Origin of the sequence: Stenotrophomonas sp. SBJS02, assembly GCF_020428325.2 — a bacterium.
Taxonomy (GTDB): Bacteria; Pseudomonadota; Gammaproteobacteria; order Xanthomonadales; family Xanthomonadaceae; genus Stenotrophomonas; species Stenotrophomonas africana.
On record NZ_CP109812.1, the window covers coordinates 1,767,887 to 1,779,967 of the forward strand.

Below are 12,081 nucleotides of genomic sequence, written 5' to 3' on the forward strand. Positions count from 1 at the left end.
CACAGCCGTGGATACGATCAATCGCAGGCGATTCCTGGCCCTGGCCGGCCTCTCTGCCGCCGGCGCCTGGATGGGCACCGCACACGCGCTGGCCGCGCAGGCCGATGCCACCGCGCTGAACCCGCGCAACCTGCTGGCCAAGCCGCGCTTCGCCAGCACACCCTTCACCCTGGGCGTGGCCTCGGGTGATCCCTCGGCCGATGGCATGGTGCTGTGGACACGGCTGGCAACTGAGCCACTGGTGTTCGGCGGCGGCATGCCGACCCGACCGATGGTGGTCGAATGGCAACTGGCAGCAGACGATGGCATGCGCAAGGTGGTACGCCAGGGCTCGGCAATGGCGCATCCCGAGCTTGGGCACGCCGTGCACGTGGAGCTGGACGGGTTGGCGCCTGGACGGCCCTACTGGTACCGCTTCACCATCGGCGGCCACGCCAGTGCGGTCGGTTGCACCCGCACGCTGCCCGCAGCCACGGCCGTGGTGGATCGCGTGCGTTTTGCGGTGGCCGGTTGCCAGCACTACGAAGAAGGCCACTACACCGCGTGGCGGCGTATTGCCGAGGAGCCGCTGGATTTCGTCTTCCACTACGGTGATTACATCTACGAAGGCGAAAGCCAGCCGGGCCTGCGGAAGATGAACGGCCAGCCGTTCACCAACCTGCGGAATCATGTCGGGCCGCAGACCTACACGCTGGACGATTACCGCCGCCGCTACGCCCAGTACAAGAGCGATGCCGACCTGCAGGCCGCGCATGCGTCGGCACCCTGGTTCGTCACCTTCGATGACCATGAGGTGGACAACAACTGGGCTGGTGCCGAAGACCAGGACGATACGCCCAGCGAAGTGTTCCTGCTGCGCCGCGCACAGGCGTTCCAGGCCTACTACGAGAACATGCCACTGCGCCGTTCGGCATTCCCTCGCAATGGCCACATGCAGATGTACCGGCGCGCACGCTACGGCACGCTGATGGATCTGCACCTGCTCGATACCCGCCAGTACCGCAGCAAGCAGGTGAACATGGCGCTGCGTGAGGAGGTGGAATCGCCGGAGCGCAGCATCGTGGGGGCGAAGCAGGAGCGCTGGCTGTTCGACGGCCTGGCCGATGCCGCACCGCGCTGGCACACCATCGCCCACCAGGTGGCGCTGGGCAACTACATGCGCGAGAAGGACGGCGTGGTGCAGTCGTCCGATGACCAGTGGTCGGGCTACCTGGACAGCCGCCGGCGCCTGCTTGACCACATCCAGAAGGTGGGCTTCGGCAACGTGGTGACCGCCTGCGGCGACGCGCATCGCCACTATGCCAGCGATCTGGTGCAGGACTACCGTGACTCGGGTGTGGTCTCCAGCGAGTTCCTCGCCACGTCGATCACTTCCGGCGCCGATGGCCAGGGTGTGGACGCGTATGCCAGGAACCAGCTTGCGCACAGCCCCTATCTGAAGGCGACCACCGACAAGCGTGGCTACGTGCTGTGCGATGTCACCCGCGACGCGTGGATCGGCGACATGAAGACGATGGACACCGTGATGCAGCCGAATGGCGCGGTGCAGAGCTGGAAGCGCTATGCGGTGGAACACGGCCGGCCGGGGCTGCAGGAGGCCTGATCAGGCCAGCCCCCGTGTAGAGTCGAGCATGGCTCGACTCTACAACGGCCGGGTTGCTCAATCGTGTTCGAACCGCAATGGCTCGCTGCCCATCGCCGGGTCACTGGTGCCGGGGCGCCCATCCTCGGCGCGGCCGGCCAGGCGCAGGGTACTGTCGCCCGCACCGATGTGCAGGTCGTACCAGCCTGCGGTGGGCGTTGCGTCCCACGCCAACGTGGTCTCCGCGCGCGCCGGCAGGGCCACCGTCTGCTCGGGCATGTGGCCGGCGTAGGCGCCCGCCTGCACACGCACCTGCTGTGCGCTGTCATCCAGGTTGCGCAGGTGCAGCCGCAATTGGCTATCCGCGCGATCGATTGAAGCCTGCACGGCAGGATCCTTGGCCGCCCCCTGGAAGTGGCGGTGGAAGCCGTTTGGGCCCAGCAGCCACAGGTCATAGCGGCCCTGCGCATCGAGCGGCCAGCGCTCGCGCAGCGGTATACCCGGCAGCAGCGTGTAGCGGCGTGGCACCGCATCCAGCCGCAGCCGGTCGTAGACATGCAGCACCGCCGCTGCACCTTCGCAGGCCAGCGCCAGATCCACACCCGAGGCGTCCACCGCAGCGATCGATGCCTGTGGTCGATAGGGCAGGGCGCGCGCCGGGCGTACGCCGATTTCCTGCTTTGCTGGTTTCAGCCCCTCCGGCAGCGCCGGCACGGTACGCCCTGGCAAGGCAGCGGCACGTGCGGCCACCGCGCTCACATCGGGCAGGCTGCGGACGAACGGGCGGGTATCGCGCTGGGCGAAGTCGAAGGCACCCGTCAGGTCACCGCAGACCGCGCGGCGCCACGGCGAGATGTCCGGTGCGGCCACGCCAAAGCGTCGTTCGATCAGCCGCATGACCGAGGTGTGGTCGTACACCTGCGAATCGACCCAGCCACCCCGGCTCCACGGCGAGATCACATACAGCGGCACGCGCGGGCCCAGTCCATACGGGCGGCCGCGCAGTTCGGCGAGGTCGTACTTCTCATCACCCGGCGCAGGATGGCGGTGGTACTCGCCTTCGGTACTGACCGAAGACGCACCCGCCCAGCCAGTGCCCACTGGTGAAGGAGGAGCCGGCGGAGGCATGTGGTCGAAGAAGCCGTCGTTCTCGTCGAACATCAGCAACAGCGCGGTGCGGCTCCAGACTTCCGGATCGGCAGTCAGCGCATCCAGCACGCGCGCGGTATAGGCCGCGCCCTGCGCCGGGCTGGAGGGCCCGGGGTGCTCGCTGCCGGCCGCGTCGGCGATGATGAAGCTGACCTGCGGCAGGCGCCCGTCGAGTACGTCCTGGCGCAGCTGTGCCAGGCCACGCGTGCTGACACCGCGTGCGCGCAGCTGCGGATCATGCCCGGGTGCAGCGCTGTACGCCCGACGGAACGCCTCGAAGCCGGCCAGCGGGTTGTCGGTGAAGTTGTCGGCCATGTCCTGGTAGATCTGCCAGGACACGCCGGCCTTCTGCAGGCGCTCGACATGGCTGGTCCAGCGGTACGACGCCGGATGCCCGCCGTGTTCGGGGAAGTTGTCATGCGAATTGGCGATCACCGGGCCGCCGGCGCGGGCCTGTGCATCGTTGTGGCCGGTCCACAGGAACACCCGGTTCGGGTTGGTGCCTGCCTGCATCGCGCAGTGGTAGGCATCGCAGATCGTGAAGGCATCGGCCAGGGCGAACTGGAAGGGCAGGTCGCTGCGCTGGAAATAGCCCATCGAATGGTTCTGCTTGGCTTTCGGCCATTGCCCCATGCGTCCATGGTCCCAGGCACGCTGTGCATCAGGCCAGGTGTGCGGCGTGCCTTCCACCCGCATGTAGCCGAAGTGCGCAGCGGTATCCAGCGGGAACGGTGCGATCGCGCGCGTGCCGCTGGCATCGGGTTGCAGCCACAGGCTGCGCGCGCGGTCACCGGCCTGCAGCGCGGCGGCCGGGGCCACGAAGCGGTCGCCGAAGCCACGTACCCCCGGCAGCGTGCCGAAGTAGTGGTCGAACGAGCGGTTCTCCTGCATGAACACCACGATGTGCTGCAGGTCTTCCAGGCTGCGCGTCTGCGCGGCGGGTGCGATCGCTGCAGCCCGGGCGATGCTGGGCAGCAGGGGGGAAAGGCCGGCGGCAGCGCCGGCCTGCAACAACCGGCGTCGGCCGATATCGGTCACGGGTTCACTCACAGGTCCACACGGAAGGAGATGCCGACGGTACGCGGTGCGCCGATGAAGGCGTTGTCGCGGCCATCCACCCCTGCAAGATACCGCTTGTCGGTGAGGTTGCTCACCACCAGGTTGGCGCCCATGCCCTTCAGGCGCGGCGACAGGCCCTGCAGGTCGAAGCCGATGTTGGCGTTGAACACGGTGGCCGAGGGCAGCTTGTTGACGTTGGCTGCATCAAGGTAACGCGTGCCCAGGTAGCGGCCGGACAGGCCGAGGTTCCAGCTTTCACCCTGCCAGTCGGCCGACAGCACCAGGGTCTGTTCGGGCTGGCCGATCACCTTGGCGCCATCGACGATGCCCAGCTGGGTATCGCGCGCGGCATCGCCACTGCCCAGGTACTTGGAGCGGTTGTAGGTATAGGCGGCGTTGAGGCGCCAGCCGTTGTCCCAGCCGTAGCCGAACGCGGCTTCCAGGCCGTTGCTTTCCACACCGCCGAAATTCTCGTAGACGCCGTCGGTCTCGCCGAGATAGTCGATGCCACTGACGAAACCTGCCGGCAGGTAGACGATGCGGTTGTCGAACTTGATCTTGTAAAGGGTCACCGAGGCGGTCAGCGGCCAGCGGCTGATGCGCATGCCCACTTCGATGTTGTCGGCGGTCTCCGGCTCGACGTTGCGGAAGCGTTGCGGATCAGTCTCGCCAAGCACGCCGGAGGGAATGGCGGCGAAGTTCTGCGAGAAGCCCGCGAACAGCTCCATGCCTTCCACGCCCGGCGCCCAGGTGAAGCCGGTGGAGAGCAGCGGATCGGACTTGGAATCGGACGTCACGTGGTCGCTGGCGCCGATCACGCGGCGACGCGACTGGTCGACGAAGAACTGCTTCACGCCCAAGCGTGCACTGAACGGCCCGAAGCGGGCCACGTCCTCGACGTAGTACATCTGCTCGTCGACCTTGTACTTGTCCTCGAACTGCACCCAGTACGGCTGATGGTCGAAGGCGATGTCCTGGCCGACGTTGAGCAGGCGGTGCCAGTCGCGGCGTGCCGAACGGTCCAGCTTCTCCACCCACAGGCCGCCACGGATCGTGTTGTCGACTGCGCCGAAGGTCTGGCGCCACTCGACGTCGGTCGTCACGCCCATGCGGTCGTTGTCGTAGTGGGTGTGGCGATACGATTGCGCGCCCAGCACGTTGCCGGCGTAGCAGTTTGGATCATACTCGGCGGTGAAGCCCAGGCGCGGGGTGCAGCTGGCCAGGCGCTGGGCGGCACTGCCATCGGGATTGACGAAGAAGATCTGGCCGCGGTTGCTGCCGCCATACACGGTCTTGCCACCGACGTATTCCGATTCGGGGCGGCCCGTACCCTCATCGCTGACCTGTGCCAGGTAGGGGGGCAGCCAATCGCCACGACCTTGCATGCGGTGCCCGTAGGCGGCCACCGAGGCCTTGAAGCCGTTGCCGCCGTCGAAGGCCGCACGCAGGTAGCCGAAGGTGTTCTCGCGCAGTGCACGCGAGCCGGAGCGGTAGTTCTGGTCCAGGTAGGGAATGCCGGTGAGGGTCCCCACCAGGTTGTCACGATCCGGATTGGTGGCGAAGCCCTTCGGTGAGACGCTGGTGTATTCCGGCTCGTCGGCATCGTTGTAGGACAGGTAGCCGGTCAGCGTCCAGCGGTCCAGTTCGGTGATGAACTTGCCGGCGATGTGGTCGTTGCTGGTCTTGCCGCTGCCGTCGATCCAGTCGTGCACGCGCGCGGAGGAAGCGCTGACCCAGGCGCGGGTGTGGCCGCCGAGCAGGCCGGTGTCGTAGCGCACGTAGTACTTGCGTGCCTCGTTGTCACCGGCGCCGACCACGAAGCGCAGGCGGCTGTCCTGCAGCGGATCGCTGGTAAGGAAGTTCAGGGTGCCCCCGAGGGCTTCGTTCGAGCGCGAGGAGATATCAGCGGTGCCCTGGCTGACTTCCACCGTTTCCAGGTCCAGGGTGTCGATGTAGCGGTTGGCCAGCGAGCCGCCGCCGTAACCTGAGCCGCCATTGGGCAGGCCGTCGATGGTAGTGCCGATCTGCTGGGTGTCGCGGTTGGTGACGAAGCCACGCATGCTGATTTGCGTACCCCACACCGACGAGCCGGTGGCATCGGCCTCGCTGACCACCACGCCAGGTACCTCGTTGAGCGCGTCGTTGACGCTGCTCATCACCGTCTGGCGGTTCAGCGTTTCCGCGCGCACCGAGGTCTTGGCGTAGCTGGTGGCCTGGCCGATCACCTGCACCTGGTCGAGGGTGCGGGCCTCACTGCTGCGCGCTTCAGCGGCATCGCCCTGCGGTGCTTCGGCAAGGGCGTCCAGTGCGGGGGCGATCAGCAGGGCAAGCAGCGAGACACGGGGAAAGCGCGCAGACGTTCGCATCGAGACCGGACCTTCAGAGGAGGGAAGCCCCGGAGTGTCGGCAGCGCCAATGACATCGGCATGACGTGGCGATGCAGGAATCGTGTTGAGCGACGGCCGGCACCTGCTGCCTGCTTCAGTACCGCGCGTCCTTGGGTTTCGGGTCGCGTGGCCAGTCCTTACCCTTGTTGGCAAAATCCGGCCGCGGCTGGTTGATGAAATAGCCGGCAATGTCCACCGCATCCTGGTCGGGCATCACCTGCTGTCCCAGCGGGGGCTCGCGGGTCACTGCCGGCGGCATGTTGTGCTTGACGAAGCCGGCGGCCTTGTACAGCCGCGCCATGCCCGCGCCGATGTTGAAACTGCGGTCACCCCACAGAGGAGGGAAAGCGATATCACCGCTGGCATCGCGCCGGCCTTCGCCGTTGTCACCGTGGCAGGCGGCGCATTGCGCGGCGTACAGCGCCTGGCCGCGGATCGGATCAGGTGTCAGTGAGCTGTCGATCGGCCCTTCGCTGGGTGCCGCCACGCGCGCACCTTCGGGAACGGGACGGCTCAACCAGGTCATGTATTCCAGCATGGCACGCATTTCCGGCGCGTCCTTGGCCAGCGGTTTGCCGTTCATCGAGCGCTGCAGGCAGCCATTGATGCGCTCGGTCAGCCCGATCACCTTGCCTGGCCGTGGCATGTAGCGCGGGTAGGCACCACCACCCGTATTGAAGTAGTGGTTGCCGAACGGCCGCTTGCCCTCGGCCATGTGGCACGAATTGCAGTTCAGATCGTTGCCGACGTTGTCCGGCAGCAGCCGCGCGGTCTCGTTGAGGAGGCGGCGGCCGAGCATCACCGACCCGGCATTGCCCAGCCCGGCAATTTCCTCGGCGCTGGGGGCGTGGTACTGGCCGACCACCGTGCCCTGCGCGTCGAGCATATCGATCGCGCTGGCCACGGCGGCATCCAGGTCCGGGTACAGATGGCGGTAGGCGAGGGTGCCGGCACCGGCCAGCAGCACAACGGCGATCGCACTGCCGGGCAGCAGGCGGGAACGTTTGCGCGAACGCTTCATCGTGCAGCCTCCTGCGGAACGTAATGCACCGGCTTGTCACGCACCACCCGGCGCATCCTCGCCACGTCTACCTCGCTGACCGCGCTGGCCTGGTTGCCCCAGCTGCTGCGGATGAAGGTCAGGATCTGTGCCAGTTGTGCATTCGGCAGCCGCTCGAAACCGGGCATGGTGAACGCCATGCGGTCGTGCGGGGTATGCGGCGTGCGGCCACCGATCAGGGTCACCTGCACCAGCGAACTGGGATCATCGGCGAACACGATCGAGTTGCCAGCCAGTGCTGGGTAGACCCGTGGCATGCCGCGGCCGTCGGCGCGATGGCAGGCCTGGCAGTGCTCTGCATAGGCCAGCGAGCCGGCCACGCGATAGTCGCCACTGCGCAGTGCGGCGGTGGTGGTGTCGGTACCGGGCGACCACTGTGCGCTACGTCCTTCGCGGGCCGGCAGCTGTTTCAGGTAACGGGCCATGGCCAGCAGATCGGCGTCGGACAGGTACTGCGTGCTGTGCTCGACCACGTCGGCCATGCCACCGAAGGCCGCAGAGCGATCGGTGCGGCCAGTGCGCAGGAAATCGACGATCTCACCCTCGCTCCAGCTGGCCAGGCCGGTCGATTCGTTGCGCAGGTTCTTCGCGTACCAGCCTTCCAGTACCGAGCCGGACAGAAATTGGCGACCGCCATCGTCGGCCATCGCCTTTTCCTGGAAGGCCAGCCCGCGTGGCGTGTGGCAGGCGCCACAATGGGCCAGGCCTTCCACCAGTTCGGCGCCGCGCTGCTGGCCGGCATCCTGCGACGGATCCGGGTTGAACGTGCGCGGGCGTGCGAACAGCAGCTGCCACCAGGCCAGGGGCCAGCGCATGTTGGCCGGCCATGGAATCGTGCTGTCGGCGTTGCTTTGCTTCACCGGCTGCACCGAGCCCATGAAATAGGCATACAGCGCCTTGATCTCGGCATCGCTGGCGATCACGTACGAGGCGTACGGCATGGCCGGATACAGCGGCTGGCCGTCGTGGCGGATGCCGCGGCGCACCGCGCGTTCGAAATCGGCGTAGTCATAGGCACCAATGCCGGTGTCCGGATCGGGCGTGATGTTGGTCGAGTAGATCGTGCCCATCGGCGTCTGCATGCCGAGGCCACCGGCGAACGGCCTGCCGCCCGGCGCGGTGTGGCAGGCCGCGCAGTCGGCGGCGCGCGACAGGTACTGTCCCTGCGCGATCAGGGTCGGATCGTGGATGTCGACCTGCGCCGACTGTCGTGGTGCGAACCAGTAGGGCGTGGTGCGGGCGATGCCGTAGGCGGCGGCCAGCGTGGCGGCCAGGGCAATGGCGAGCTTGAACGAGGTGCGCATGGCGGCACTGTGGGCAATGCCGCGCGCGCGTTCATTGATCCGGATCAATGACTGAACGGATACAGCGTTCACACCAAGCTGAATCGTTCCTGCGTTGTCATCAAGCCGTCATCCGCGCGCGATAGATGGCCCACGCCCGCATCGCTAACCTGCCACGCTGTCGCACCTTTTCCCTGATTGCCCATGAAGCGCCTGCTGCTGTTGTTGCTGGCGTGCGCCGGCCTGTGGCTGGCTGCATGCTCGTCCTCGATCAATGCCTCGTCCACCTCGCTCGCCGATCGGCTGATCGCGCCGGGTGGCGTATCGACCCTGCTCGATCGCCCGCGCATTGCTGCGGCCATCGCTGAGCTGCCCAACCGCCACGGTTTTGCGCCCGGCCGCGATGGCGTGCCGATCTTCTGGCGCGTGTTCGATCCTGGCGATTACGGCGCGCGTTACCACTACCTGCCGCAGCGCCACGAGAACGGCCTGCCGCTGGATACCGGCCTGAGCCTGGCAGTACCGCAGCCGTTCCGCGCGCAGGCACCGCGCGGCACCGTGGTGCTGCTGCACGGCTGGATGATGAACGGTGATTCGATGCTGCCATGGTCGCTGCAGTTGGCCGAATCCGGCTACCGCGTGGTCACGCTCGACTTGCGCAACCATGGACAGTCCGGTACCGGGCCGTCGGGCTATGGCACCTATGAATCGGATGACGTGGTCGATGTGATCGGCGAGCTGCGTGCACGTGGTGAAGTGACCGGTCCGCTGTACCTGTTTGGCGTGTCCTATGGTGCGGCCACGGCGGTGTTCACCGCCGACAAGCTCGGTGACCAGGTGGAAGGCGTGGTGGCGATGGAATCGTTCGCCAATGCCGGCGTAGCGATCCGCACGATGATCCCGCACCTGATGGGACTGCAGCCGGAAGGCCTGAAGGCGCAGGCGGTGGCGTCGTACGCGCGTTGGCGCTATGGCGGCCAGGACATCAACCAGGTGATCGCCGCCGCCAGCCGCCGCATCGACGTCGATCTGGACCGCGTGGATGTAGCGCGCGCGCTGGCCGATACCCGCGCCTGCGTGCTGCTGCTGCACGGGCAGGGCGACCAGCACATTCCGGTCAGCCAAGGGCGCGAACTGGCCCAGGCCAACCCGCGCGCGCACTACATCGAGATGCGCGGCGAGGACCACATCACCCTGCCGCTGCGGCTGGACCTGCTGGCCGGCGTGGTCGATGACTGGATGGCGCGCGACGAGCACCATCCGCAGAGCGCCTGCCCGGCTCCCCAGTTGCCGGCCCAGGCCGAGTGGCTGACGCGCAGCTGAGAAAAGGGGACGGAGGGGATTAAGTCGCATCTGCCACAGGTGTGCTGCAAACGACTTAATCCCCTCCGTCCCCTTTTTCTGTCAGGCCACCCGTCGTGCCAGCGAGCGGGCAGACGCCGCGACGCCCAGCAGCAATGCGGCCACGCACAGGAAGGCGAAGCCGAGGCTGGTGCCGTGTGCCAGCGCACCGATCGCTGCGGGGCCGGCGAGAATGCCGGCGTAACCCAGCGTGGTCACTGCGGTGATGGCGATGCTCTCCGGCATCGCCCGCTGCTGACCGGCCATCGAGAACAGTGCCGGCACGATATTGGCGCAGCCCAGCCCGACCAGCACATAGCCCGCCAGCGCCACCGGGAACGACGGTACCAGGGTGGCCAACGTGAAACCGGCTGCGGCGGTGATGCCGCCGAAGACCAGGGTGCGGGTGCGGCCGAGGCGCTCGACGATGCCGTCGCCGAACAGGCGCATCGCGGTCATCGCCAGGGTGAACAGCGCGAAGCCGGCGCCGGCCTGGTCACGCGGCACCTGCCGCACTTCGGCCAGGAACACCGCGCTCCAGTCCAGCATCGAGCCCTCGGCGAGGAACACCACGAAGGCCAGCATGCCGATGAACAGCACCACGCCGTGCGGCAGCGCCAGCAACGGTCCTTCGTGCAGGATCCGTTGCGGACGCCAGTGCGGCGCCGAAAGCACCGCGACCAGCAGCAGCGCCGCCACCGAAACCAGCGCGGCCAGCCACAGCGGTGTACCCAGGATCAGCAGGCCGGTCATGCATCCGGCGCCGACGAAGCCCCCGATGCTGTAGAAGGCATGGAAGCCGGACATCATCGCGCGCCCGGCGTCGCGCTCGACCGCCACCGCCTGCATGTTCATCGCACAATCCAGCGCACCGACGCCGGCGCCGAACACGAACAGTGCCGCGCCCAGTGCCACCGGCGAAGGCGCCAGCACCAGCAGGGGCAGGGCGCACAGCATCATCGCGCAGGTGATCACCATCACCCGGCGGCAGCCCAGTCGCCCGGTCAGCGCACCCGCCAACGGCATCGCCAGCAGCGAGCCGAGCCCGAGGCACAGCAGCACGGCGCCGAGGCTGGCGTCGGACAGTCCGGCCTTGGCCTTGGCGTAGGGCACCATGGGCGCCCACGCGGCGGTGGCGAATCCGGGAATGAAGAAGGCGGCGCGGGTGGCGTGCTGCTGGGCACGTGGGGATGAAGGCGTCATGCGCGATGCGAAGCTCCAAGGGACGTTTATGGAAACGTTTTCAGGTCGGCTCGGCAAGTGCCATGCGTGACATCGGGCGACGCATACGATTGCAGTGACCCGATCGCGTCACTGGCGATTAACGTGGCCCACGGACAGTGGCTGCACGGTCGGCATCCCGCCGGCCGCTGCCGGAGATCCGTACATGAGCACGACACCGACCATCCTCCTCGTCCATGGATTCTGGGGCGGGGCCGCACACTGGGCCAAGGTGATCCTGGAACTGCATCGCAACGGCCACGACCGTGTGCAGGCGGTGGAGCTGCCGCTGACGTCGCTGGCCGACGACGCAGGGCGAACCCGGAAAATGATCCGGCAGATCGACGGGCCGGTACTGCTGGTCGGCCACTCCTATGGCGGCGCGGTGATCAGCCAGGCCGGCAACGAGCCCAACGTGAAGGGCCTGGTCTACATCGCCGCGTTCGCGCCTGATGCCGGCGAGAGTCCCGGTGGCATCACCCAGCAGCACCTGCCGGAGGCGGCGCCGAACCTGGCACCGGACAGCGATGGCTACCTGTGGTTGCGTGCGGACAAGTTCCATGAGAGCTTCTGCCAGGATCTGAGCGAGGACGAGGGCCGGGTGATGGCGGTGACCCAGAAGGCGCCGCTGGCCAGTACCTTCGGTGATGCGGTCAGCGATCCGGCGTGGAAGCACGTGCCGAGCTGGTACCAGCTGTCCCGCCACGACCGCATGATCGCGCCGGAAAACCAGAAGGCCATGGCCGCAAGGATGCAGCCCAAGCGCGTGCTGGAGCTGGATGCCAGCCATGCCTCATTGGCCTCGCAGCCGAAGGAAGTGACGGCGCTGATCCTGGAAGCCTGTTCCGCCATCGGCGGCTGACCCCGCGGCAGCACACCGCACGACAGCGCACCGCACGACAGCACACCGCACGACAGCCGGGGCGCAGGGGAGTACACTCCTGCGCCTGCGGCTATCCGGCCGCGTCCCTCTCTTCCCTCCAGCCGCCGCCAGAGGAT

Annotated in this window: 8 protein-coding genes; 3 read left to right on the forward strand and 5 right to left on the reverse strand. The window is 67.3% G+C overall.

What is annotated here, in order from left to right; translation table 11 throughout:
* Positions 1-7: 7 nt before the first annotated feature.
* A complete protein-coding gene (locus FQS62_RS08440; RefSeq protein ID WP_049449589.1) occupies positions 8-1,603 on the forward strand; it encodes an alkaline phosphatase D family protein in 1,596 nt (531 codons plus the stop codon).
* Positions 1,604-1,660: 57 nt separating this feature from the next.
* Here the strand turns inward: FQS62_RS08440 and FQS62_RS08445 are convergent, their stop codons facing one another.
* The 4 genes from FQS62_RS08445 to FQS62_RS08460 all read right to left on the reverse strand — a co-directional run bounded on the left by FQS62_RS08445 (position 1,661) and on the right by FQS62_RS08460 (position 8,541).
* A complete protein-coding gene (locus FQS62_RS08445; protein WP_049449591.1) occupies positions 1,661-3,769 on the reverse strand; it encodes a phosphocholine-specific phospholipase C in 2,109 nt (702 codons plus the stop codon).
* 8 nt (positions 3,770-3,777) lie between these two features.
* The gene (locus FQS62_RS08450) at positions 3,778-6,156 is read right to left on the reverse strand and encodes a TonB-dependent receptor domain-containing protein (RefSeq protein ID WP_208043386.1); all 2,379 of its coding nucleotides are present in this window, start codon (positions 6,154-6,156) and stop codon (positions 3,778-3,780) included.
* Between the two features lie 115 nt (positions 6,157-6,271).
* Positions 6,272-7,198, reverse strand: a complete 927-nt coding sequence (locus tag FQS62_RS08455; RefSeq protein WP_208043387.1) for a c-type cytochrome — start codon at positions 7,196-7,198, stop codon at positions 6,272-6,274.
* Positions 7,195-8,541, reverse strand: coding sequence for a c-type cytochrome (locus tag FQS62_RS08460; protein ID WP_208043391.1), 1,347 nt, complete (start codon positions 8,539-8,541; stop codon positions 7,195-7,197). Before FQS62_RS08460 ends, FQS62_RS08455 begins: the two co-directional genes overlap by 4 nt.
* 183 nt (positions 8,542-8,724) lie before the next feature.
* Here FQS62_RS08460 and FQS62_RS08465 point away from each other — a divergent pair, with 183 nt between their 5' ends.
* Positions 8,725-9,843 carry an alpha/beta fold hydrolase gene (locus FQS62_RS08465; RefSeq protein WP_049449596.1) on the forward strand — a complete coding sequence of 373 codons (1,119 nt, stop codon included), beginning with the start codon at positions 8,725-8,727 and terminating at the stop codon, positions 9,841-9,843.
* A gap of 81 nt (positions 9,844-9,924) precedes the next feature.
* Here the strand turns inward: FQS62_RS08465 and FQS62_RS08470 are convergent, their stop codons facing one another.
* The gene (locus FQS62_RS08470) at positions 9,925-11,064 is read right to left on the reverse strand and encodes an MFS transporter (RefSeq protein ID WP_208043388.1); all 1,140 of its coding nucleotides are present in this window, start codon (positions 11,062-11,064) and stop codon (positions 9,925-9,927) included.
* Between the two features lie 184 nt (positions 11,065-11,248).
* Between FQS62_RS08470 and FQS62_RS08475 the strand changes: the two genes are divergently transcribed.
* A complete protein-coding gene (locus FQS62_RS08475) occupies positions 11,249-11,944 on the forward strand; it encodes an alpha/beta hydrolase (protein WP_208043389.1) in 696 nt (231 codons plus the stop codon).
* The last annotated feature ends 137 nt before the right edge of the window (positions 11,945-12,081 follow it).

Bases quoted from the DNA above. Each gene is read 5' to 3' on its own strand.
- FQS62_RS08450 (WP_208043386.1), bottom strand. From the start codon at position 6,156: ATGCGAACGTCTGCGCGCTTTCCCCGTGTCTCGCTGCTTGCCCTGCTG.
- FQS62_RS08455 (WP_208043387.1), bottom strand. From the start codon at position 7,198: ATGAAGCGTTCGCGCAAACGTTCCCGCCTGCTGCCCGGCAGTGCGATC.
- FQS62_RS08460 (WP_208043391.1), bottom strand. From the start codon at position 8,541: ATGCGCACCTCGTTCAAGCTCGCCATTGCCCTGGCCGCCACGCTGGCC.
- FQS62_RS08465 (WP_049449596.1), top strand. From the start codon at position 8,725: ATGAAGCGCCTGCTGCTGTTGTTGCTGGCGTGCGCCGGCCTGTGGCTG.
- FQS62_RS08470 (WP_208043388.1), bottom strand. From the start codon at position 11,064: ATGACGCCTTCATCCCCACGTGCCCAGCAGCACGCCACCCGCGCCGCC.
- FQS62_RS08475 (WP_208043389.1), top strand. From the start codon at position 11,249: ATGAGCACGACACCGACCATCCTCCTCGTCCATGGATTCTGGGGCGGG.